Origin of the sequence: Phocaeicola acetigenes, from assembly GCF_027529745.1 — a bacterium.
In the GTDB taxonomy this organism is placed as follows: domain Bacteria; phylum Bacteroidota; class Bacteroidia; order Bacteroidales; family Bacteroidaceae; genus Phocaeicola; species Phocaeicola acetigenes.
In genome coordinates this window covers 13011-35224 of sequence record NZ_JAPZVM010000015.1, presented here as the reverse complement: position 1 = coordinate 35224, position 22214 = coordinate 13011, and the positions used below count along the sequence as shown (strand labels likewise).

Below are 22214 nucleotides of genomic sequence, written 5' to 3'. Positions count from 1 at the left end.
TCTTTCCCTATAGAATTTGATGAAGTAAACCTTTTAATAATATCTAATCAGGTTATAAATTATAACTATTTGTGAGGAAAATATTGGAAAACCATATCTCTTTAAAAGAAAAAAGAGGCACTTCATCACGAGGTGCCTCTGAGTTGATAAGAGAGTTTATGAATTATTATTTATATTATCTTTTTATTTGTCCATTGTAACTGTCATATCAGGAACAAGAACAAATTCCTGTTTTTTCTTATTCCATTTATAATATTCTGTTGTTACACTTTTCTTGTCATATATGTACTTGATGCACAAGTTGTTTTCCCAAGTCTGGCTGTCGTTGTTCCATTTCTGTGAAAGGTTTTCGATCACCTGCTGGTTATCATCATACTTATAGTTGTATTTCATGTAGTTTGTCAGAATATTTCCATTCATTTTATAAACGGTTTCTGACACTTTCACTCCGTCAACTTCTTCTGAGTTATAGATTAAATTATTTTCCGGTATGCCAGCAAAAACTGTAAGGTTAGCAACAAATGCAAGTACTACAACTAATAGGCTTCTGAGGAAATTAATCTTTTTCATATCTTTAATTTTTTAAGGTTTTACTATCTTTTTGTTTTTGATTACGCTGCAAATATAGTGAAACCTTTGATATCTACTATCATTTTTGCCATATTTTTCTCAAAAATTAGCAAAATGATAGAAATTAAAGGTACGTTAACATTTGAAATAGACTAATGTGCTTCAAGCCAATTTTGTCCCCAACCACAGTCTGCACGCAAAGGTACTTTCATTTTGTAAGCTCTTTCCATTTCTTCTATCACAATCTGCTGTACTTTTTGCTTTTCTTCGGGCAGTACGCTGAAGTTCAATTCGTCGTGTACCTGGAGAATCATTTTCGACTTAATTCCTTCTGTACGGAAGCGTTGGTAGATTTGGATCATAGCTACTTTGATTATATCGGCCGCACTTCCCTGTATAGGAGCATTGATGGCATTGCGTTCGGCATATCCTCTTACTACTGCATTGTGGGAGTTGATATCCGGTAAATAACGTTTCCGTTTGAATATGGTTTCAATGTATCCTTGTTCTTTAGCGATACGTATACTCTGATCCATATATTCTTTGACATGCGGATAATTGGCAAAATAACCGTCGATAAGTTCTTTGGCTTCTTTTCTGTCTACATTTAATCGTTCTGCCAATCCAAATACAGATATACCATATATAATACCGAAATTAGCAGTTTTGGCTTTGCTTCGTTGTTCGCGGGTGACTTCGCTAATTTCCTCCTTATATATTTTAGCGGCTGTAGCTGCATGGATATCCAGTTCTTTCTGGAAAGCTTCTATCATATGAGGGTCACCACTTAAATGTGCCATAATACGCAATTCAATCTGAGAATAATCGGCAGAGAAGAACTCACATCCTTCATCGGGGATAAATGCTTTTCTTATCTCTTTTCCTTCTTCATTGCGAATGGGAATATTCTGCAGATTGGGGTTGCTGGAACTTAAACGTCCGGTAGCAGTTACAGTCTGGTTGAAAGAGGTATGTATATGTCCTGTCTGTGGGTTGATGAGCAGAGGGAGAGCATCAATATAAGTACCCAAGAGCTTTTTAAGTCCACGATGCTCCAGAATTTTTCCTACTATTTCATGCTTACCTCGCAGGCTTTCCAGTACTTCCTCGGAAGTAACATATTGTCCCGTCTTTGTCTTTTTAGCTTTTTCTGTAATCTTTAGCCGGTCGAAAAGAACCTCACCCACCTGTTTGGGAGATGCAATGTTGAACTCTATACCCGCAAGCTGGTGCACTTCTTCTTCAATCTGATGCATTCGGGCAGTAAAATGAGTAGAAGTTTCTTTCAGAGCATTGGTATCAATGCGGACTCCATTTCGTTCCATGTAGGCAAGTACAGGAACAAGAGGCATTTCGATATTCCAGAACAATTCTTCCACCCCGTTAGTCTTCAGCTCTTTTTCCAAGATAGATTTGAGCTTTAAGGTTACATCAGCATCTTCACATGCATATTTGTAAACAGAGGCAGGGGAGAGGTCACGCATATTTTTCTGATTCTTCCCCTTGGGACCGATCAGCTCTTCGATTTTGATGGTATTGTATTTCAAGTAGACCTCTGCCAGGTAATCCATTCCATGATGCAGTTCGGGTTGCAGTACGTAGTGAGCAATCATGGTATCGAACAAGGGACCTTGTACTTCGATACCATAGTTTCCTAAGACAAGCATATCGTATTTGATATTTTGTCCGATCTTTAAAGTTTGCTTGTTTTCGAGCAGAGGCTTGAACTGATCCACTATTTTTTGTGCTTCTTCACGATTTGCCGGTACTGGGACATAAAAGGCCTGATTTTCGGCATAACTGAAGCTCATTCCTACCAATTCTGCGGTGATTGGCTCTGTTCCGGTTGTTTCCGTATCAAAACTAAAAAAATCCTTTGTAAGGATATTTTGTAAAAAATCAGCTCTTTTTTCTTCTGTATCAATGAGTTGGTAGTCGTATTTTAACGTTTCAAGGCTCTGTAAAATCGAATTTTTTGAATCGTCTGTACTTTCGGACGCAAAAAAGCCGAAAAGATCGCCCTGTGAAGAGGAAGTAGGAGAGGTTGAAACAGCTGTTTTTTTCTCACTTTTCAAAATGCGGTCGATTAGTGTACGAAATTCGAGTTCCTCAAAAATTTTACGAAGTTCCTCTTCATTGATAGATTTTCTTTTTAAACTCTCCATGTCGAGTGTAACAGGTACATCTGTTTTAATTGTAGCCAGGAACTTGGAGAATTCAATTTGTTGCCGGTTGTTTTCTATTTTCGTTTTGATAGCACCTTTCAGCTCATGTGTATGTTCGAGCAGATTCTCGATACTTCCAAATTGTGCGATGAGTTTTTGTGCAGTTTTTTCTCCTACTCCCGGACATCCGGGAATGTTGTCTGCACTGTCTCCCATCAAGCCCAGCATGTCGATGACTTGTGAAGGAGACTGTATATCGAATTTTGCTTTTACTTCTTCCACTCCCATAACCTCAAACTCTTTGTCCCCATATTTAGGGCGATACATAAATACATTATCGGAGACAAGTTGTCCATAGTCTTTATCAGGAGTCATCATATAAGTTTTGATGCCTTGCTTTCCAGCTTCGGTAGCTAGTGTTCCGATTACGTCGTCGGCTTCGAATCCGGGAACTTCAAGGATAGGAATGCGATAAGCTCGGATAATATCTTTAATGATAGGGACGGAGAGACGGATTGCTTCCGGTGTTTCTTCACGTTGTGCCTTGTACTGTTCAAATGCTTCATGACGGAAAGTAGGGCCTGCCGGGTCGAAAGCAATTCCGATATGAGTAGGCTGCTCTTTCTTCAATACATCTTCTAATGTATTTACAAATCCCATGATGGCGGAGGTATTGAAGCCTTTGGAATTAATACGCGGATTCTTAATAAGGGCATAATATGCACGGTATATAAGCGCATAGGCATCTAATAGAAATAGTTTCTCCATTCGTGTAAAAATATTAAGATTTTCTATGTAAAAGTACAAAAAAATACCGTATTCCCTGTTTTATTATTACTTTTGTACGCAAATAAGCCTCTATGAATAAAATAGAATTGATCCGAAAACCTGTTGAAAAAGAGTTAGGTGAATTTAAGTTGCTTTTTGATGATTCGTTGAAAAGTTCAACTCCACTGCTCAATGAAGTGCTGTCGTATATCAAAAAACGCAACGGAAAGATGATGCGTCCTATTTTGGTATTATTGATGGCAAAGTTGTTTGCTGCTCCTAATGCCTCTACTTTACATGCTGCTCTTTCGTTGGAGTTGCTTCATACTGCCAGTCTGGTACATGATGATGTGGTAGATGAGAGTAATCAAAGACGCGGACAGTCTTCTGTCAATGCTATGTATGATAATAAAGTATCGGTATTGGTAGGTGATTATTTATTGGCTACAAGTTTGAAGCATGCTGCTGTCACAGGACAGATTGAACTGGTTGATTTGGTATCACGTTTAGGGCAGGAATTATCGGAAGGAGAAATTATTCAATTGGCGAATATCAATAACTTGGATTTTTCAGAAGAGATTTATTTTGATGTAATTCGTAAGAAGACAGCTGCCTTGTTTACTGCCAGTGCAGAATGTGGAGCTGTTTCTGTCAAAGCATCTGAAGGGAATATCAAATTAGCAGCTCTTTTTGGAGAAATGATTGGTATTGCTTTCCAGATAAAAGACGATATATTCGATTATTTTGAGAATGAAGAGTTGGGTAAACCCACAGGAAATGATATGTTGGAGGGGAAATTGACCCTGCCTGCATTGTATGTATTGAATAATAAAGCCGGTGAGAAGTATCGTCAACTGGCTTTGAAAATTCGGGCGTTTGAGGCTTCTCGGGATGAAATAGAAGATTTCGTTCGTTTTGTGAAACAAGAGGGAGGAATAGAGTATGCACAGAATGTGATGTACGACTATAGAAACCGGGCTTTGGCCTTGCTTCCCGAAACTGCCGATGAATCGGTAAGAGAGGCGCTGACAATGTATATTGATTATGTAATTGAAAGAAATAAGTAATAGTATTAAAATGTAAAGCGGGGCTGTTGCAAACCTTATTTTGCGGCAGCCCCGTTTTTGTATCCAGATGCTTTGGTTCCCGTGTCGGGAAGGCCGGTTATACCGTAAACCGCTCTCCGAATCAACAGTCTTTTACATATACAGTATGAGTCGTTTCTTTATCTGGAGCAGGTAAAACGAGATCAGAAGTTGATATATACTGTGGCAGGAAGGAAAAAAAGGGGAGGAGTGTCGGACACTTTAATTGCCGACGTTGTTTATACATTTGACGGTGTTGGCTGTACATTCAACGTCGTCGATTCTACAGCCGACGTCGTCGGTTTTATTCAATGAATAGAATCTATGGTAATGAATCGATTTTCTGCCGATGAATTGGAGCAGAAGTATCTTATTTTTGAAATAAAAAAACAGAGATTGTCTCAAAATCGAATTGAGTCAATCTCTGTTTGTCGTATAGGTGATTCTTCTGTATTAGAAGAATTTGGTTTCTTGTCCTACAATGTCAGAAAGAAGCAGATTGGCCATTCTGCTGGTTCCTAAGCGGAACAGTTCATTAGTCAGCCATTCTTTGCCCAACACTTCTTTTACGATGGTGTAGTAAACCAGAGCATCGTGTACGGTATTGATACCTCCTGCCGGTTTGAATCCTACTTTTCGTCCGGTTTCAAGGAAATATTCCTTGATTGCCTGACACATTACGTATGCAGCTTCTGGAGTGGCTGCTGGCTTTTCCTTACCTGTAGAAGTCTTGATGAAATCAGCTCCAGAGTACATTGATAGGATAGAGGCTTTTTTGATATTGGATGCGCTTGCCAAAGCTCCTGTCTCAAGAATTACCTTCAGATGTTTGTCACCGCATACATCTTTCAATTCTTCGATTTCATCGCACATACCTTCGTAGTCACCACTCAAGAACTTGCCCACAGAGATAACGATGTCGATTTCGTCTGCGCCGGCATGGAGTGCCATTGCAGTTTCTGCAACTTTTATTTCTGTGAATGTCTGTGAGGAAGGGAAACCACCCGATACGCAAGCAATATTCACGTTGTCGGCTTCCAGTGTATCGTTTACAATTTCTGCCATGTTAGGGTATACACAGATGGCAGCTACGTTGTCCAAGTCGGGATATTTGTCTACAAATTCGTTGACACGTTCTGTAAACTTCATTACGCTCTGTTCGCTGTCTGTGCATTTCAGTGTAGTCAGGTCGATGCAGTGGAATAAGAATTTCTTTACTTCCACAGTATCATTTTCCTTCAGGTGTTTCTCGATGAGTTGTGCTGTTTTTGCTGCAATTTCATCGTCATTTAAAGCTGTATTATACTTGCTGAGTGCTGAATGATATTTGTCAGGCTGATGCAAGTTCTCGTGATCTTCATCACAGCATGTGCAGTCATCTTCATCGCATTCTTCTGCATAATGATGTTCGTGGCCACACTGACAACTTTCTTCATGGTGGTGAGTGTGATGATGTCCGCACTCACAGCTTTCTTCGTGATTATACTTCATATCCTTTATAGTTTAGGGTTGTTTTTATGTCTTTCTTTGTCTCTGTTCGTCTTTTTTTCGAGATTCTTTTGGAATGCTTCGGTCAGATTAACTCCCGTTTGATTAGCCAAACAAAGGAGTACCCAAAGCACATCGGCCATTTCATCGCCAAGGTCGTGTTTCTCTCCCTCTTTAAACGATTGGTCTCCGTAGGTTCTTGCCATAATCCGGGCTAATTCACCCACCTCTTCGGTCAATACGGCCATATTAGTGAGCTCGCTAAAATAGCGCACACCGTATGTCTTTATCCAGTTATCGACTGTTTTCTGTGCTTCTTCCAGTGTCATATCATTCCTTGTTTTTAGTATCCATGCAAATGGTTACGGGGCCATTGTTTAATAGCTCAACTTTCATGTCGGCTCCAAACTCTCCGGTACCGACAGGCTTTCCTAAACCTTTGCTGAGTTCTTCGCAGAAGTATTCATACAAAGGAATGGCTGTTTCATGTCGTGCTGCCCGAATGTATGAAGGGCGATTTCCTTTTTTTGTTGATGCCATTAATGTAAACTGACTGATGACTAATATTTCTCCCTGTATGTCTAATATGGAGCGATTCATTACTCCGTTTTCATCGTCAAAAACTCGTAAGCCAAGGACCTTTTTACAAAGCCAGTTGGCATCTTCCTGAGTGTCGGCTTCTTCTATTCCGACCAAAATCATGAATCCTTCTTGTATTGCGGATTTACATCTTCCGTCGATTGTTACGGAAGCATGACTGACACGTTGAATAACTACTCTCATGTGATAATCTCGTTTCTACAAAGATAACAATTAATTTTTACTCTTTGTTTATAAACTTTCTTTAATACTTTGTGCTGCGGCCATTCCCACCACTTCGGCAATCTCTTCCACTGTAGCCTGCTTGATGCGGTTCACGCTCTTAAACTTTTTGAGAAGGGCTGTTTTTCTTTTCTCTCCGATTCCTTTTATCTGATCCAATGCAGAGGCAACCTGGCTTTTGCTTCGCTTGTCTCGGTGGAAGGTAATGGCAAACCGGTGGACTTCATCTTGGATATTTTCCAGCAGATGGAAGAGGGGAGTTCCTTGTTTTATCCCTACAATCATCGGAGGAAATCCGTACAGCACTTCGGAGGTACGGTGACGGTTGTTTTTGGCAAGTCCGGCGATGGGAATGGTTAGCTTGAGTTCGTCTTCTATAACCTGACGTACTACTTCCATTTGCCCCTTTCCACCGTCAGTCAGGATTAAGTCCGGAAGTTCACCTTGTTCTTCTATAATGCGGGTATATCTTCTTCGTACGACTTCCTGCATGGAGGCATAGTCGTCTGGGCCGACTACAGTTTTAATGATATACTTCCGGTAGTCTTTTTTACTGGGTTTCCCTTTTTTGAAAACGACACAGGCAGCTACGGCATCCGAACCCTGTATGTTGGAGTTGTCAAAGCATTCAATATGCATAGGAAGACGGTCCATATGCAATTGTTCCTGTATTTCTTTTAATATACGCGTGGTCCGTTGTTCGGGGTTTAGCTTCTCTGCTTGTTTCAGTCGGTCTACCTTATACTGCTTTACATTTAGGATAGATAGCTCCAGCAAATGCTTTTTATCCCCTCGTTGAGGTATTGTAAAAACAACTCCATTCATCTCCATATCCAATTCGAACGGAATGATGATTTCCTTGGAAAGGCTTTTGTAACGCTCGCGCATCTCGATGATGCCAAGCTCCAGCAGTTCCTCTTTTGTCTCATTCAACCGCTTCTTATATTCAAAGGTGAATGCCTGGTTGATGCAGCCGTTTGTGATATGCAGATAATTGATATATGCTGCATTTTCGTCTGTCTCAATCGAGAATACATCGATGTTATGCAGAATAGAACTGACGACTTCGCTCTTGGAACGATAGTTCTCTATCAGCTCAAATTTCTCTTTCAACTTTTGTGCTTCTTCGAAACGGAGTTCTGCAGCCAAATCCTGCATTTCTTTTAGAAGAGCCGTGCAGATAGTCTGTGTATTTCCACGGAGTATCTCCTTTACTTCTGCAATATTTTGCATGTATTCTTCGTGTGACTGAAGTCCTATACAAGGGCCTTTGCAATTCTTGATATGGTATTCCAGACAGACATTGAATTTACCTTCCCGTATGTTCTCCGGGGTGAGAGCCAAGCGGCAGGTGCGAAGAGGGTATAGCTTTTTAATCAGATCTAATACAGCATGCATGGATGGAACATGGCTGTATGGACCGTAGTAGGTCGATCCATTCCGTACAATATTACGAGTCTTGAAAACACGGGGAAAGTACTCGTTGCTTACACAAATAGAAGGATAGCTCTTATCGTCTTTCAGCAATACATTGTATCTGGGTTTGTATTTCTTGATTAGATTATTCTCTAATAATAGAGCGTCTTCTTCTGTATTAACAACAATATAACGAATGTCTGCAATTTTACTGACCAGTATTCGGGTTTTAGCCGAATGCTGGTCTTTATTGAAATAAGAGCTTACTCGTCTTTTCAGGTTCTTGGCTTTCCCTACATAGATGATGGTTCCTTCTGAGTTTAGGTATTGGTAAATACCCGGACCTTCTGGGAGGTTAAGCACAATACCCCGCAAATATTCGTTTGTCTTTATCCCTTCTTTTTCTTCCATGCACTGTTGTAGTTCTGTTTTGGGAGTTTGCTGTTATAGTTGCAGAAGGGTAGTAATGTCTACATTTTCCGGAAATGCTTTTCTTCCTTCCAGATCTTTCAGCTCAATGACAAAGTTTACATAAGCTTTCTTAACTCCGCAACTTTGAACCAGACGGTGAGTGGCTGCCATGGTTCCGCCTGTTGCCAACAAGTCGTCGTGTAATAAAACAACGTCATCTTCACAGATTGCATCTTTGTGGATTTGGATTGTATCTGTGCCATACTCTTTCGCATATGTTTCTTCAATGACTTCAGCGGGTAGTTTTCCTGGCTTGCGGGCCATGATGAATCCTGCTCCTAAACGAGCTGCGACAGCAGCGCCTAAGATGAAGCCTCTTGATTCGATACCTACTACTTTGGTAATGCCTTTGTCTTTGTATAACTCATACAACTCATCAATTAAAGCTCGCAGACATTCTGCATTTTTAAAGAGAGTGGTTACGTCATAGAATAAAATTCCAGGGATCGGAAAATCGGGTATTTCCCGAAGGTTTTCTTTGAGTAATTCTTTGTTCATATTCAGTGTTTTATAATAATTCCTTAAACAAGTTGTTTCACGTGAAACACATCCTTTATCTGCCAAGAAGTACCAGCAGAACGTTGATGTCGCTGGGAGATATCCCTGGTATGCGGCTGGCTTGAGCCAAAGTCTCAGGATCTATCTTGATCAGTTTTTGACGGGCTTCTGTAGAAAGCGATTGGAGGTTCGCATAATCGAACTTTCCTTTTATGCGGATAGATTCTAAACGATGAATCTTGTCGGCTATCATACGTTCGCGGTCTATGTATCCTTTGTACTTGATACGTATTTCTGCAGCCTCAATGATTTCGTCCTTACGCTCTTCTATTTTATTCAGCTGTTCCATGAAGGCCGGTACGTGGGGCGCTATGTTCTCTATGGTAATCTGTGGGCGTCCGATTAGATCAATGAGTTTACATCCATGTGTTAGACGAGCCGTTCCCAAAGTCTCCAATGCATCGTTAATCTTATCAGCCTTGATGGAGTAGGTTTGGGTGAATTCTACGATACGATTAATTTCAGCCTGCTTTTTCAGTAACATCTCGTATCGGTCTTGTTTAACCAGCCCCAACTTATAAGCACGTTCTGTCAAGCGCATGTCAGCATCATCCTGACGAAGCAGAATGCGGTATTCAGCACGCGATGTAAACATACGGTATGGCTCATCCACTCCTTTGGTTACAAGGTCGTCGATTAATACGCCGATATAAGCTTCGTCTCTTCCCAAAACAAATGGTTCACCACCGTGGCAGTTGATGTGTGCATTGATGCCGGCAACGATACCTTGTCCGCCTGCTTCTTCGTATCCGGTTGTTCCGTTTACTTGTCCGGCAAAGAAGAGATTCTTGATAACCTTCGATTCCAACGTATGCTTGAGCTGGGTTGGGTCGAAGTAATCGTATTCAATTGCATATCCCGGACGGTATATAACCAAGTCCTTGAAACACGGTATGCGCTTCAGGGCTTCTATTTGGATGTCCATTGGCAGTGAAGACGAGAATCCGTTCAAGTAGAGTTCGTGCGTGCTTTCACCTTCCGGCTCAAGGAACAGTTGATGCTGTGGCTTGTCGGGGAAGGTTACGATTTTAGTTTCTATACTCGGGCAATAGCGAGGACCTATACTTTGGATTTGTCCGTTGAATAGGGGCGAATCGGCAAGTCCGCTTCTTAATACTTCATGCACTTCTTCATTTGTATAGCATGTCCAGCATTGCAATTGTTTCAGCTTGCGTGGCTCACTGATGTATGAAAAACGGTGAAAGTCGTTTTCTCCATCTTGAGTTTCCATCATGTCGAAATGGACACTTCTTGCATCGATGCGTACAGGAGTTCCAGTTTTCATTCTTCCAGATGTGATGCCATGGCGTGTGATGGATTCGGTCAAATGATAAGAAGCGGGCTCTGCACAGCGTCCGCCTGCCAGCATTTTGTGACCAATATGCATCAAACCATTCAGGAAAGTTCCTGCGGTAAGTACGATACATTTTGCATGGAAGGTTACTCCCCAGCATGTAACAAGTCCTGTAACTTCACCATTCTCTATGATCAATTCCTCTACTGTATCTTGCCAGATATGTAGATTGGGAGTATTCTCTAAGACTGCCCGCCACTCCCAGATGAACTTGGCACGGTCGCATTGTGCACGCGGACTCCACATGGCAGGTCCTTTTGAACGGTTCAGCATTCGGAATTGAATGGCGGTACGGTCGGTTACCAATCCCATGTATCCACCCAATGCATCAATTTCTCTTACGATTTGCCCTTTGGCAATACCTCCCACAGCCGGGTTGCAGCTCATTTGTCCGATCTTGTTCATATCCATAGTAATCAGACAAGTCTTTGAACCGAGATTAGCCGCAGCAGCCGCGGCTTCGCAGCCTGCATGTCCGGCACCGATTACAATAACGTCGTACTTAAAGTCCATTTTATATTATTCTTATAAATCTATTTGCAAAGGTACTAAATTTTGTATTTGACAGAAAAACAGGCTGGTGAAAAGAATTTAATGGGAGTGTTTGTTCCGGTTGGTGAGGAAAATCTTCTTTTGGGGACGAAATGGTAGAAAAGAAGGGTATAGACAATCTCTGTTTGTGGAGAAATCAGATTTAAGTGAGGGAGGAAATGCTTTTCCCCCTTTTTTGACGAGTATTTTGATGTGTGATTTTGCCAGGAAAGATGTAGTAGGAAATGAAAAGTGTACGCCTGTTTCGAATGTAAGAGGTTATTTCTGTAATGCTGATTGCATTCTGCCTTTCTTTTTGTGTAAAATAAGATGCCTGAAAAACGCCAAAATCACATTCATCTGTATACTTGCACGTAAAAAAGCCTGTTTTTTGAAGGGTACGGAAGGGTTAGTATATCCTTTGTAAGTGATCGGTGTAAAAAGAATCTACTTATACTTTTTATTTTTTCACTTAGTCGCAGATAAGAGCTACATAGTTTGTGTCGTAGAGAAATCTGGTTTGTCATTGGAAAACGAAAGACAGAACTTTGCATATCAACTTATACAAATTGTCATTTATTAAAAAGGTAAATTATGAGAAAATTGAAAATGTTGTCAGGTATGTTGCTTTTGTCAGCACTGACTTTAGGGAGTGTGTCATGTAGTAGCGATGATGATCCAGGTGAAGGACTTGGAGGTGGTCAAGGAACAGGAACTTGCAGCGTAGAGGGGCGTACTATTTCGTATAATCATGGATATTATTACAAAGAAAACTATGGAACTCCTGGCTCAATAGAATTGATGTTTACAGATTATGATGTAACGACTCTTCCTGATAAAATGGTGAATGGTTTTTTGCTTTCGTTTACTACAACCGATACAACTTTACCGGAAGGAACTTTTCCTTATTCCAATTCGGATGAAGATCTTAATACATGGGGTTTTGTTGAATTGTATGATTATAATCCGGCACAGGATGCGGCCTCTGGTGGAGATGAAGATCTTATCTCGCACGGAACTTATACTTATGTGACAGACTGGAATCCTGGGTATGAATCAGGTAATATTGTTATAACTCGTGATGGGAATTTCTATCGTATTGAACTCAATGATTTGAAGTTCTTGAAAGATGCAAATGGAGACGATGGGGTAGATTCTTTCGAACCGAAAGCTTCAGGTTCTTTCGTTTGGGAAGGCGAACTGAAAGATATTACCTCTTGGATGAACGGTGATGAATATGGCAGAAGCTTATCATACGGTTCTCCTTGGAATAAACTGAGCCGTATTGCCCGATAATATGGTATCTGGGGCCTTATTATAAGGCCCTTGTATGATAGTTATACAGTCTCGGGTAGAGGTATAAAAGTAGGTCAAAAGATTGTAGATTATTGTTCAGAGTAGAGATTCGTATAAATAATAATGGCAGGATGTTATCTTTGGGGAATGCATCCTGCCATTTTATGTTGATTATTTTTTAGGCGAACTTTTATTTCACTTTCAGCTTCTCGAAACCTTCACCATAAACACCCACTACGTTGCTTTGTGAGATAAAAGCGTTTGGATCGATGTCTTTAATCAGACGGAAAATATCGAGTGATTCACTTTTCTTGGCCAGTACAACTACTACTTTCATTTCTTGTTTGCTGTACCATCCTTTTCCGTCAAGCAGCGTCACACCGCGATCTACCTTTGTGGAAATTGCTTCGGCTATTTCCTCATGTTTGCGTGAGAAAATAAGAAACTGTACCGATTGCCGGGTCGTATTAATCACATAGTCGATGACAATACTCATAATGAAAAGTACGCAAAAACCGAACAATACACGACGCCAGTCCTGAAATATAATGTAGCAAGACGATATGATTACAATGTCGCAATACATCATCATTCGTCCTAAGGTTACATCTTTATACTTATTGATAACCCATGCAATGATATCTGTACCACCTGTACTACCGTTGTTGCAGAATACAATTCCGATACCAAACCCTAAGAGTCCAGCTCCAATAACGCAAGCCATAAAGTCTTGTCCTGGTCCTAATAACTGGGGGAGATGCCCGTTTTCATCCTTTAGAAGCATCTGGAAAAACCAGAGCAAGAAAGTAAGCATAAAGATGGCATAAATTGTCTTCAGACTGAATTTGGGACCTAAAATCTTGAGTGCAATTCCCATAAATACAGCATTGATGATAAAATATGACACCTGAATTTCAAGGCCTGTTGCATAATAGATAATAGCTGAGATACCAGTTACTCCTCCGGTTGTAATTTGATAAGGAAGCAAGAATGCCGCCCAACCAATAGCATAACAAATCAGACCGAATGTGATGGCCAGATAGTCTTTGGCTTCTCTGCCCAATTTCCTTTTTAACAATGCTTCCATGAAAGTTGTATTTTAAAACGAAGAGGCACAAGATATAGAGTTTATGAGTATTTCTCTATACCAGTGCCTCTGTGTTTGATTTTTATTATAATACAATGTTTACAATCTTCTTCGGAACGATGATCACCTTTTTCGGGGTTTTACCTTCAATCCATTTTTGAGCCTGTTCATTGCTCATTACAGTAGATTGAATGGTTTCATTATTCGCGTCTGCCGGGAATTCCAGTGTAAAGCGAGCTTTACCGTTGAATGAGATTGTATACTTGATACTGTCTTCTTTCAGATACTCTTCATTGAATGCCGGCCATTGTGCATCACATACAGAAGTAGAGTGTCCCAATGCTTCCCATAATTCCTCTGCCAAATGTGGAGCAAACGGTGCAATGACCACAACCAGCTGACTCAGTACTTCCTTATTGCGGCATTTCAGAGAGGTCAGTTCGTTTACACAAATCATGAATGCACTGATCGAAGTATTGTAAGAGAAAGTCTCAATATCGCCTGAAACCTTTTTAATCAGCTTGTGGATTGCTTTCAGCTCTTCTTTGGTTGCTTCTCCTTCTACAGGAAGGAATTCGTCTGTACGTGAGTAGAACAATGCCCAAAGTTTCTTCAAGAAGCGGTGTACTCCGTCGATACCGTTAGTATCCCAAGGTTTAGACTGTTCTACCGGACCCAGGAACATTTCATACATACGTAATGTATCCGCTCCGTATTTGTCAACAATCATATCCGGGTTGACTACGTTGTACATTGATTTACTCATCTTTTCTACTGCCCATCCGCAAACATATTTGCCATCTTCCAGAATGAATTCGGCATTGTTATATTCCGGACGCCAGTTTTTGAAGGCTTCCACATCCAATACATCGTTTGTTACGATGTTTACATCTACATGAAGCGGAGTTACTTCGTACTGATCTTTCAGGCCTAATGAAACGAAGGTGTTGGTATCTTTGATACGGTATACAAAGTTGCTTCGTCCCTGAATCATACCCTGATTTACCAACTTCTGGAACGGCTCTTCTTTTACACTTACGCCCAAATCGAACAGGAATTTGTTCCAGAAACGAGAATAAATCAAGTGGCCGGTAGCATGTTCTGTACCTCCTACGTAAAGGTCTACATTCTGCCAGTAATGGTCGGCTTTTTCAGAGACCAGTGCTTCTGTATTGTGAGGATCCATATAACGCAGATAATATGCGCTTGAACCTGCGAATCCAGGCATTGTATTCAGTTCCAGAGGGAATACATTTACGTGGTCAATCTTAGAGTTCTCTACCACTTCACCTTTGGTTACATCCCAAGCCCAGCGTGTAGCATGACCCAATGGAGGTTCACCGCTTTCAGTTGGCAAGAACTTGTCTACTTCCGGCAATTCCAGCGGCAATTTCTGCTCGTCTATCATGTAAGGCATACCATCCTTGTAATATACAGGGAACGGTTCTCCCCAATAGCGCTGACGAGAGAAAATAGCATCACGAAGACGGAAATTAACCTTTACACGTCCCAAGTGATGTTCTTTTACATATTTCTTTGTAGCTGCAATCGCTTCCTTGATGGTCAGTCCGTTCAGATTCAGGTCGCAGTAAGGAGTAACTCCGGCTTTTGGAGAGTTGCATACGATACCTTCTTTGGCATCAAAGCTTTCTTCGCTTACATCGCATCCTTCTACCAGCGGTACAATCGGAAGGTTGAAATGTTTGGCAAATGCATAGTCACGGCTATCGTGAGCAGGCACAGCCATGATGGCACCTGTACCGTATCCAGCCAATACATAGTCGCTGATCCATACCGGAACAGCATCGCCGGTAAACGGATTGATGGCATACGAACCACTGAATACACCGGTTACACGACGGTCTGAGATACGTTCACGTTCAGTACGTTTTTTAGTGCGGTCCAAATAAGCTTCCACTTCTGCCTTTTGAGCCTCTGTTGTCAGTTGAGGAACAAGTTCGCTTTCCGGAGCCAACACCATAAATGTAACACCAAACATTGTATCTGCACGAGTGGTGAAGATAGTAAACTCCAAATCGCTGTCTTTTACTTTGAAGCGTACTTCTGTACCTTCCGAACGTCCGATCCAGTTACGTTGAGTCTCTTTCAGAGAATCGGTCCAGTCTACAGTTTCCAGTCCGTCCAGCAAGCGTTGTGCATAAGCCGATACACGCAGACACCACTGGCGCATCTTCTTCTGCACCACTGGATGACCTCCACGTTCAGATACTCCGTCTACCACCTCATCGTTGGCCAATACAGTACCCAAAGCCGGACACCAGTTCACCATTGTCTCTCCCAGGTAGGCAATACGATAGTTCATCAGCACTTCCTGCTGTTCTTTTTCCGATTTGTTTTTCCATTCTTCAGCAGTAAAGTTCAATTCTTCGCTGCAAGCAACATCTAAGCCTTCTGTACCTTTCTGTTCGAAATGTGCTACCAGCTTACTGATGGGCTCTGCCTTCTGGCAGGCATTGCAATAATAGCTGTTGAACATCTTCTGGAAGGCCCATTGTGTCCAATGATAATAACCCGGTTCGCAGGTACGTACTTCTCTGTCCCAGTCAAAGCTGAAACCTATTTTATCCAACTGCTGGCGATAGCGGTTAATGTTATTTACAGTGGTGATAGCAGGATGCTGACCTGTCTGGATTGCATATTGTTCTGCCGGTAATCCGTAGGCATCGTATCCCATCGGATTCAATACGTTAAAACCTTGCAGTCTTTTGTAACGAGCATAAATATCGCTGGCAATGTAGCCCAGAGGATGACCTACGTGGAGTCCCGCTCCTGATGGATAAGGGAACATGTTCAATACGTAGAATTTCTTCTTTGATTCATCTTCCGACACTTGATAGGTCTTGTTTTCAACCCATTTCTGTTGCCATTTTTGCTCAATCTCTCTGAAATTATATTCCATAAGTGAAGAGTGTTTTTATGTTTGATTTTTATATAATTTTCTTTATAAAGCACAAAGATAGTAAGACTTCGGAAATAAATGGAAGTAAATCGAAATGAAAAGTTTATCTTTGTTTGTAAATCAAGTAAGAAATGAATTTTAAACTCGTTATGAAGCTGAAGAAAACGTATGTGATGGCCTGTCTGCTTGGCTGTCTGGTAGGAAATCTCTATGCGCAACGCACGGAAATGCTACTTGAAAAAGGGTGGAAGTTTACAAAAGGAGATGTATCGGGAGCAGAAGGTACAAGCTTCAATGATACACATTGGGAAAGCGTAGTTGTTCCACACGACTGGGCGATATACGGTCCTTTCGACCGTAATAACGATTTGCAGAATGTGGCGGTAACCCAAAACTTCGAGAAAGAAGCGTCAGTAAAGACCGGACGTACCGGAGGTTTGCCTTATGTGGGAGTGGGATGGTATCGTACCCGGTTTGATGTGGAACCCGGACGACAGACTATGCTGGTATTCGATGGAGCCATGAGTGAAGCCAAAGTATATGTCAACGGAAAAGAAGCCTGTTTTTGGCCTTTCGGTTATAACTCCTTCTACTGTGATGTGACTTCTTTCCTCAATCACGACGGAAAGCAGAACCTGCTTGCTGTGCGTTTGGAGAATAGACCTCAGTCTTCCCGATGGTATCCGGGAGCCGGGCTATACCGGAATGTACGGGTGGTGACTACCGGACAGATTCATGTGCCTGTATGGGGAACACAACTTACTACTCCTCATGTATCTGAGGATTATGCTTCGGTATGTCTGCGTACATCGGTTGAGAATGCCGGTCGTACGGAACTGACAGTGCAGACAGATATTATCTCTCCCGAAGGTAAGGTTGTTTCATCGAAGAAAAACAAAGGATACATCAATCACGGATTACCTTTTACACAAAATTTCATTGTGGAGCATCCGGCATTATGGTCACCGGAGTCTCCCTCTTTGTATCGGGCTGTATCAAAGATTTATTCGGGCGATACCTTGCTGGATACATATACTACTCGTTTTGGAATCCGTTCCATCGAGTACATTGCAGACAAAGGCTTCTTCCTGAATGGGAAACATCGTAAATTCCAGGGTGTATGCAATCATCACGATTTAGGTCCACTGGGGGCGGCAATCAATGTATCCGCCTTGCGGCATCAACTCAGAATGCTGAAGGATATGGGTTGCGACGCCATTCGTACCGCCCATAATATGCCGGCTCCCGAGCTGGTTTCACTGTGCGATGAAATGGGTTTTATGATGATGATTGAGCCATTTGATGAATGGGATATTGCAAAATGCGAAAACGGCTACCACCGTTTCTTCAATGAATGGGCAGAGCGTGATATGGTGAATATGTTGCATCAGTACCGTAATAATCCTTGTGTGGTGATGTGGAGTATTGGTAATGAGGTGCCTACACAGTGGAGTGCAGAAGGATACAAGGTCGCAAAATTCCTGCAAGACATCTGTCACCGTGAAGACCCTACACGTCCGGTTACTTGCGGTATGGATCAAGTGGACAGTGTACTCGATAATGGCTTTGCAGCTATGCTGGATATTCCCGGCTTTAACTATCGTGCTCACCGCTACGAAGAAGCCTATGAGCGCTTGCCTCAGAATATCGTATTGGGGTCTGAAACTTCGTCTACCGTCAGTTCACGTGGAGTATATAAGTTTCCTGCAGAACGCAAGGCTGGAGCGATGTACGATGACCATCAGTCTTCTTCTTACGACTTGGAGTATTGCAGCTGGTCGAATATTCCGGATATTGATTTTGCCCTGGCAGAAGATTACGACTGGACAATCGGCCAGTTTGTGTGGACAGGCTTCGATTATTTGGGAGAACCCAGTCCGTATGATACCAATGCCTGGCCTAACCATAGCTCCATGTTCGGTATTATCGATTTAGCTTCTATTCCTAAAGACCGTTACTATCTGTACCGTAGTATCTGGAATAAAGACGAAGAAACCTTGCATATTCTCCCGCACTGGAACTGGGAGGGCTACGAAGGCAAGCCGATACCGGTATTTGTATATACGAATTATCCTTCGGCAGAACTGTTTGTCAACGGTAAAAGCTACGGACGCCAGACAAAGAACCGTCAGACTGTAGAAAACCGCTATCGTCTGATGTGGCACAACGTAACGTATGAGCCGGGAGGAGTGAAAGTGATTGCATACGATGCGGACGGAAAGGCTGTGGCAGAGAAGAAATTGCATACAGCAGGAAAGCCTCATCATATCGAACTTCAGACCGATTATACCTCACTGAAAGCCGATGGTAAAGATTTGGCTTATGTCACTGTGCGAGTAGTTGACAAAGAAGGAAATCTTTGTCCTACAGACGGACGTCTTCTGAATTTCCGTGTAAAAGGAGCCGGTTCATACCGTGCATCAGCCAATGGAGATCCTACTTGCCTTGATTTGTTTCATTTGCCCCAGATGCATGCTTTTAATGGAATGCTTACCGTTATCGTACAAGCTGGTGAGACTGCCGGCAACTTGGAACTTCAAGTCTCGGCAAAAGGTTTGAAAACAGCCCGACTGGTCTTGCCGGTACAATAAAGCCGATACAACAACCAGATAAAAACAAGAAGCAGTGCAAGAGAATATCTACTCGTGCACTGCTTCTCTATTTTTAGCATGGATGTACTGAAAAATTTATTTGTTCAGCTTCCAGGTAAATCCGTCTTTAGTATCCTTCACTTCAAATCCTAATGCAGCCAGACTGTCGCGTATCTTGTCGCTGGTAGCCCAGTCTTTGTTTGCTTTCGCCTGCATACGCTGTTCCAGCAGCATATCTACCACCTTGCCGTATGCTTCTTCGCGTGCAGCGTTGTTTTCTGCTTCGGCTTTCAGTCCCAATATGTCGAATACGAACAAATGGAATACACTCTTCAGCTCTTCCAAATCTTCTGCACTGATGGTTGCTTTCTTGTCGATAACAGTATTAATCATACGAGTAGCATCGAACAGGTGTGAAATTACAATCGGTGTATTCAAGTCATCGTTCATAGCTTCGTAGCACTTCTCACGCAAGCCCGCAGGAGTAATACCGGTTGTTGTCTTCGACGGAGTAATGCGTTCCAGGTTTTTCAATCCTTCCATCAGACGCTCCAAGCCTTTTTCTGCAGCCTGCAATGCTTCGTTGCTGAAGTCTACTGTACTGCGGTAGTGTGCCTGCAGAATGAAGAAGCGGATAGTCATGGCAGAATATGCCTGCGACAACAGCTTGTTGGAACCGGTAAAGAATTCATCCAGTGTGATGAAGTTGCCCAACGATTTACCCATCTTCTGTCCGTTGATGGTAATCATGTTGTTGTGCATCCAGTAATGTACCATGTCATGTCCCTGCGAAGCCACGCTCTGTGCAATTTCACATTCGTGGTGAGGGAAAATCAAGTCCATACCTCCTCCGTGAATATCGAAGTTTTCTCCCAAATATTTGCGACCCATAGCGGTACATTCGCAATGCCATCCCGGGAATCCGTTGCTCCAAGGCGAAGGCCAGCGCATGATGTGTTCAGGCTGTGCACATTTCCACAAGGCAAAGTCTGCCGGATTATGCTTTTCCTGCTGTCCGTCCAGTTCGCGGGTTGTGTTGATTACATCATCCAGGTTGCGTCCCGAAAGTTTGCCATAATGATGGTCTTTATTATACTTCGCTACATCGAAATATACAGAACCCTGACTTTCGTAAGCATATCCGTTTTTCAGAATCTGCTCTACCAGTTCAATCTGTTCGATGATATGTCCCGAAGCGTGCGGTTCGATGCTGGGCGGAAGCACGTTCAAAGCTTCCATCGCCTTATGATAACGGTTCAGGTAGAACTGTACCACTTCCATCGGTTCCAGCTGCTCCAGGCGTGCTTTCTTTGCAATCTTGTCTTCACCTTCGTCGGCATCGTGTTCCAGATGGCCTACGTCGGTAATGTTACGTACATAGCGTACCTTATAACCCAAATGAGTGAGGTAACGGAATAAAATATCAAACGTGATAGCCGGACGGGCATGGCCCAGATGGGCATCACCGTATACTGTAGGACCGCAAACATACATGCCCACATGAGGAGCGTGCAACGGAACAAACAGTTCCTTTTTGCGGGTAAGTGTATTGTAAATGGTTAGTTTATTCTCCATAATGAGATAGTTTTTGTTAGAAAGGCAAAAATACATAATTTTTTTGAACCTAACTCACAGAACTACCGTGTTTTTCTTCTCTTTTCCTGTAAGGAAAGATCCTGAAATGTTAATACATCTGTAAGAGATTGGTAAAAGTCTTAATACATGTTATAAAACATCATTTTTAGACTGGATTATTTGCAGAATACCAGAAAAGCCGTACCTTTGCATCGTGTTTTTCATAGTATTAGATTTAAGGTTAACAAAGGTTGGAGTACAGCGGTACTCCTTTTTTTATGCCCATATCTCAAGTTATGAAAGAAAATAAGAAAGTTTTGTTGGGAATGAGCGGAGGAACAGACAGTTCCATGGCAGCTCTCTTGTTGCAGGAAGCCGGATACGAAGTAACTGGTGTCACTTTCTGTTTCTATGAGAAAGACGGTCAGACGGCTTATTTGGACGAAGCCCGAGAACTTTGTGAGCGTCTTGCTATTCCCCATTTGGTATACGATGCCCGTGAGGCCTTCCAAAAGCATATCATCCGCTATTTTATTGATACTTACATGAAGGGACAGACGCCTGTTCCCTGTACGCTTTGTAATAATTACCTGAAATGGCCGTTGTTGCAGCAGATAGCCGACGAACGCGGCATTTATCATCTGGCTACCGGCCATTATGTGCGCAAGGTACAGGCGGAAGGTTATTGGCACATCCGGTGTGGAGCAGATCCCGACAAAGACCAGTCATTCTTTTTGTGGGGATTGCCTCAAACCATTCTTGAACGGATGCTGTTGCCGATGGGCGAGCTGACCAAGGTGCGTGTCAGGGAACTGGCTGCCGAAAGAGGTTTTCAAAGAGTGGCGCACAAGCGGGATAGCTTTGGGGTTTGTTTCTGCCCGATGGATTATCGCAGTTTCCTGAAGGAACATCTCCCCGAAGGAAGCATTGTGCCCGGCAGTTTTTACGATGAAGAAGGACATTGTATCGGTAAGCACGAAGGCTATCCTTTCTATACGATAGGACAGCGTCGGGGGCTGGGGATTTATCTGAATAAGGCTTTGTTTGTCAAACAGATTATTCCCGAAGAAAACAAAGTGATTATCAGCGACAATCTCCAGTCGCTGGAACAGAATGAGATGTATCTCCATCAGTCTTGTGTGATCAATCCTGAAGCTTTGCTGGGAAGAGACGATGTGGTGGTGAAAATACGATACCGTAAACAGGCCAACCGCTGTACAGTGACCCGTATCGATGCCGACCGTCTGCATGTATGCCTGCATGAACCTCTCGCGTCCATTGCTTCCGGACAGGCTGCCGTGTTCTACCGCGACGACAAGGTGCTGGGAGGAGGAATTGTAGAGTGAGCCAAGTGTGAATTGTCTTTTTGTCAGAAATGACAATATGATAATTTACCCCCTTAAAAACAGCCGTTTTTGTATGCGGTATCAGTTGTGCTGACTTTTTCTCGCAAATTTTCCCTTTTGTGAAATTGGAAAAGAAAGTATTATTCTTTATTTCCTGGCAGAGAGATATGA

The 22214-nt window shown here is 42.3% G+C and carries 15 protein-coding genes; 4 read left to right on the top strand and 11 right to left on the bottom strand.

Features of this window, described 5'->3' with window-relative positions; genetic code table 11:
• Nucleotides 1-183: 183 nt before the first annotated feature.
• Together O6P32_RS12970 and polA are read right to left on the bottom strand one after the other, a co-directional pair.
• On the bottom strand, nt 184-570 hold the full coding sequence (locus O6P32_RS12970; RefSeq protein WP_269878938.1) for a DUF3836 domain-containing protein: 387 nt from the start codon (nt 568-570) through the stop codon (nt 184-186).
• A 152-nt stretch (nt 571-722) separates the two neighbouring features.
• A complete protein-coding gene (polA, locus tag O6P32_RS12965) occupies nt 723-3503 on the bottom strand; it encodes a DNA polymerase I (RefSeq protein WP_269878936.1) in 2781 nt (926 codons plus the stop codon).
• Nucleotides 3504-3595: 92 nt separating this feature from the next.
• On the opposite strand from polA, the gene O6P32_RS12960 reads away from it, so the two are divergent.
• Nucleotides 3596-4570 carry a polyprenyl synthetase family protein gene (locus O6P32_RS12960; protein ID WP_269878935.1) on the top strand — a complete coding sequence of 325 codons (975 nt, stop codon included), beginning with the start codon at nt 3596-3598 and terminating at the stop codon, nt 4568-4570.
• Between the two features lie 471 nt (nt 4571-5041).
• Here O6P32_RS12960 and deoC read toward each other — a convergent pair whose 3' ends face one another.
• The 6 genes from deoC to mnmG are packed head-to-tail and all read right to left on the bottom strand — an operon-like array spanning nt 5042 to nt 11210.
• Nucleotides 5042-6079: a deoxyribose-phosphate aldolase gene (deoC, locus tag O6P32_RS12955; RefSeq protein WP_178266371.1), complete on the bottom strand. Its 1038-nt coding sequence runs from the start codon at nt 6077-6079 to the stop codon at nt 5042-5044.
• A 5-nt stretch (nt 6080-6084) separates the two neighbouring features.
• Nucleotides 6085-6405, bottom strand: a complete 321-nt coding sequence (locus tag O6P32_RS12950; protein ID WP_269878932.1) for a nucleotide pyrophosphohydrolase — start codon at nt 6403-6405, stop codon at nt 6085-6087.
• A 1-nt stretch (nt 6406) separates the two neighbouring features.
• A complete protein-coding gene (dtd, locus tag O6P32_RS12945) occupies nt 6407-6859 on the bottom strand; it encodes a D-aminoacyl-tRNA deacylase (protein ID WP_269878931.1) in 453 nt (150 codons plus the stop codon).
• Between the two features lie 48 nt (nt 6860-6907).
• Nucleotides 6908-8725: an excinuclease ABC subunit UvrC gene (gene uvrC / locus O6P32_RS12940; protein WP_178266374.1), complete on the bottom strand. Its 1818-nt coding sequence runs from the start codon at nt 8723-8725 to the stop codon at nt 6908-6910.
• Nucleotides 8726-8758: 33 nt separating this feature from the next.
• Nucleotides 8759-9283: an adenine phosphoribosyltransferase gene (locus tag O6P32_RS12935; RefSeq protein ID WP_178266375.1), complete on the bottom strand. Its 525-nt coding sequence runs from the start codon at nt 9281-9283 to the stop codon at nt 8759-8761.
• A 55-nt stretch (nt 9284-9338) separates the two neighbouring features.
• Entirely contained in the window at nt 9339-11210 is a 1872-nt protein-coding gene (mnmG, locus tag O6P32_RS12930) for a tRNA uridine-5-carboxymethylaminomethyl(34) synthesis enzyme MnmG (protein WP_269878930.1), read from the bottom strand.
• A gap of 612 nt (nt 11211-11822) precedes the next feature.
• On the opposite strand from mnmG, the gene O6P32_RS12925 reads away from it, so the two are divergent.
• Nucleotides 11823-12524, top strand: a complete 702-nt coding sequence (locus tag O6P32_RS12925; protein WP_178266377.1) for a hypothetical protein — start codon at nt 11823-11825, stop codon at nt 12522-12524.
• 190 nt (nt 12525-12714) lie between these two features.
• Here O6P32_RS12925 and O6P32_RS12920 read toward each other — a convergent pair whose 3' ends face one another.
• Nucleotides 12715-13611 (bottom strand): YitT family protein, encoded by an 897-nt coding sequence (locus O6P32_RS12920; protein WP_269878928.1) that lies wholly within the window; start codon nt 13609-13611, stop codon nt 12715-12717.
• Between the two features lie 85 nt (nt 13612-13696).
• Complete coding sequence (leuS, locus tag O6P32_RS12915; RefSeq protein ID WP_269878926.1) at nt 13697-16531, bottom strand: leucine--tRNA ligase; 2835 nt, start codon at nt 16529-16531, stop codon at nt 13697-13699.
• A gap of 173 nt (nt 16532-16704) precedes the next feature.
• Here leuS and O6P32_RS12910 point away from each other — a divergent pair, with 173 nt between their 5' ends.
• Complete coding sequence (locus O6P32_RS12910) at nt 16705-19122, top strand: DUF4982 domain-containing protein (protein ID WP_408636077.1); 2418 nt, start codon at nt 16705-16707, stop codon at nt 19120-19122.
• A 96-nt stretch (nt 19123-19218) separates the two neighbouring features.
• On the opposite strand, the gene cysS is transcribed toward O6P32_RS12910, so the two are convergent.
• On the bottom strand, nt 19219-20697 hold the full coding sequence (gene cysS, locus O6P32_RS12905; RefSeq protein ID WP_269878925.1) for a cysteine--tRNA ligase: 1479 nt from the start codon (nt 20695-20697) through the stop codon (nt 19219-19221).
• A gap of 296 nt (nt 20698-20993) precedes the next feature.
• Between cysS and mnmA the strand changes: the two genes are divergently transcribed.
• Nucleotides 20994-22043, top strand: coding sequence for a tRNA 2-thiouridine(34) synthase MnmA (mnmA, locus tag O6P32_RS12900; RefSeq protein ID WP_269878923.1), 1050 nt, complete (start codon nt 20994-20996; stop codon nt 22041-22043).
• The last annotated feature ends 171 nt before the right edge of the window (nt 22044-22214 follow it).

Coding starts and splice junctions, on each gene's coding strand:
- O6P32_RS12970 (WP_269878938.1), bottom strand. CDS start 570: ATGAAAAAGATTAATTTCCTCAGAAGCCTATTAGTTGTAGTACTTGCA.
- polA (WP_269878936.1), bottom strand. CDS start 3,503: ATGGAGAAACTATTTCTATTAGATGCCTATGCGCTTATATACCGTGCA.
- O6P32_RS12960 (WP_269878935.1), top strand. CDS start 3,596: ATGAATAAAATAGAATTGATCCGAAAACCTGTTGAAAAAGAGTTAGGT.
- deoC (WP_178266371.1), bottom strand. CDS start 6,079: ATGAAGTATAATCACGAAGAAAGCTGTGAGTGCGGACATCATCACACT.
- O6P32_RS12950 (WP_269878932.1), bottom strand. CDS start 6,405: ATGACACTGGAAGAAGCACAGAAAACAGTCGATAACTGGATAAAGACA.
- dtd (WP_269878931.1), bottom strand. CDS start 6,859: ATGAGAGTAGTTATTCAACGTGTCAGTCATGCTTCCGTAACAATCGAC.
- uvrC (WP_178266374.1), bottom strand. CDS start 8,725: ATGGAAGAAAAAGAAGGGATAAAGACAAACGAATATTTGCGGGGTATT.
- O6P32_RS12935 (WP_178266375.1), bottom strand. CDS start 9,283: ATGAACAAAGAATTACTCAAAGAAAACCTTCGGGAAATACCCGATTTT.
- mnmG (WP_269878930.1), bottom strand. CDS start 11,210: ATGGACTTTAAGTACGACGTTATTGTAATCGGTGCCGGACATGCAGGC.
- O6P32_RS12925 (WP_178266377.1), top strand. CDS start 11,823: ATGAGAAAATTGAAAATGTTGTCAGGTATGTTGCTTTTGTCAGCACTG.
- O6P32_RS12920 (WP_269878928.1), bottom strand. CDS start 13,611: ATGGAAGCATTGTTAAAAAGGAAATTGGGCAGAGAAGCCAAAGACTAT.
- leuS (WP_269878926.1), bottom strand. CDS start 16,531: ATGGAATATAATTTCAGAGAGATTGAGCAAAAATGGCAACAGAAATGG.
- O6P32_RS12910 (WP_408636077.1), top strand. CDS start 16,705: ATGGCCTGTCTGCTTGGCTGTCTGGTAGGAAATCTCTATGCGCAACGC.
- cysS (WP_269878925.1), bottom strand. CDS start 20,697: ATGGAGAATAAACTAACCATTTACAATACACTTACCCGCAAAAAGGAA.
- mnmA (WP_269878923.1), top strand. CDS start 20,994: ATGAAAGAAAATAAGAAAGTTTTGTTGGGAATGAGCGGAGGAACAGAC.